General features: G+C 28.6%; 1 protein-coding gene. It reads left to right on the top strand.

Features of this window, described 5'->3' with window-relative positions:
* Positions 1-493: 493 nt before the first annotated feature.
* Entirely contained in the window at positions 494-1,831 is a 1,338-nt protein-coding gene (locus tag KPL38_RS19075; protein ID WP_216290715.1) for an SH3 domain-containing protein, read from the top strand.
* Positions 1,832-1,923 lie beyond the last annotated feature (92 nt).

Genomic DNA, 1,923 nt, shown 5'->3' on the forward strand with positions numbered 1-1,923 from the left:
GATGTGCTTCTTCCATGGTCCAAGGATTTACCGAATAGCTGCAGAAAGCCGCTAAAGAAATAATATCATAGCTCATACCTTACGTTAAGGTGTGGGCTATTTGACGCTTACTGTTATATCATCTTTAGCATTTATCACAGAGGGCATATTTTTTCTTAATAAAAGGAAAAATGCTTATACTTCTTTAAAATAGATACTAGATCATAGAATAAAAATCATCTATATTAATTTATAGGTGATTTTTTATATTTACTAGATGGTCTTTACAAACATTACAAACCCATTGAATACGTAGTATTTAATTTGTCCATTTAGGTATACTTTTATAAATGTATATCATATTAAGTTAGAGCATAGGTATATAAATTATTGTTATTTATTGTATTAGGTCTTATAATATTAAAAGTATGGATAATGCAAGTAAAAACAAAGGAGTGGACTGTATACAAAAGAAGTGATGAAACTTCTAAAAAGGGGGGGGCACAAGTAAAGTATGAATAAAAGGAATATTACTATTTTTGTGTTTGTAATATGTTTAGTTACTATTAGTACGATGCTTTTTTTCAACTACAATAATAAAAGAAAATTGAGTGAGGCTAATAAACTTTTAAATAATGGACAAACCGTTGAAGCTAATACTAAAAGTAAAAAGCTAATACCTAAGGATAAGGCACTAACTATTATTAAACCTAAGAGCAGTGAGGTTAGATTTAAAGAGATAAGTATAAATCAAAAATTACAACGTGAGCTTAATATTTTTATGAGTAATTTTGCTGAAGTTCCGTTTGATATCTCGTTTAATGAGGGAGAAATATCTGATAAAAATTTAATATTGTTTGGTTTCTGGCACAATTATAGAAATTTTTATAACGGGATATCATTACATGGAGCTAATCGTTTTGAATCTGAAAATACATACGACAAACTAAAAAAGTGGTATGTTGATGAGGCAGTCAAAAAATATTTTAATATAAATAGAATTAATCATCAAACAATTCAAGTAGATAATTTTAATTCAATTGAATATAAAAATGGATATTATTATATTGAACGTGGCGCTGGTGATAATCCTATAGATTATTCAGTTGTTTATAAAGTAGAGAATATCGGAAATGAAAAGTATATTTTGTATGCTAAGAATTACCATAACAGTGAATTTACTACTAAGAATTCCTATGATTATAATTATTATTCATTAAATATAGAAAAAGCAGAGGAATTGTATAAAAATGATTTGCAGGGATATACAGTAGAGATGGTTAATGCAAAAGTACAAAAGATAAATGATAATGGTGTTGAAAGATACATTTTATTACAATATAATAAATCAAACAAGTCAAATAACACTAGTGTTAAAGAAACAAAAAAAACAAGTACCAATTCCAATAAAGCAATAGATCTAGCTAACGCAACCAAATCACTTGTCGTAAAATTTTTACCAGGAACATCGTATAAAACATTAGGTACAATTAAAGCTGGCACAAATGTAGAAGTATATGGTGGAGTACCTAGCGGTATAGATCAGGGCAACTGGGCTGAAGCTCAGAAATATGGATGGTCCAAAATTAAATATGAAAATAAATATGCCTGGGTCGATACATCTGATCTAAAATTTAATAATCCATTAAGTTGGGCACCAGGAATTAAAGAAAAATTTGAGAACCAATTAATAACAAATGGAGATGTACGTACAAAAGAAAGCATTTATTATAAAAACCCTTCTATTTATGCTAATCAAGGACACTACGAAGTCTATACAGATTTGTATGGACAAAATAGAGTTACAAATGTAAATGTAAAAACAGGTTGGTGTCCCTATGTGTTAAGATAGTTGTCGTAGAGAGAAATATAGTATACTATACTGTATAGGCTTTACGAGAGGAGCAATAAAACATGGTGAGTAAAATTGGCTATTCTGAAGAA

Origin of the sequence: Clostridium psychrophilum (genome assembly GCF_018861705.1) — a bacterium.
GTDB classification, from domain to species: domain Bacteria; phylum Bacillota; class Clostridia; order Clostridiales; family Clostridiaceae; genus Clostridium_AD; species Clostridium_AD psychrophilum.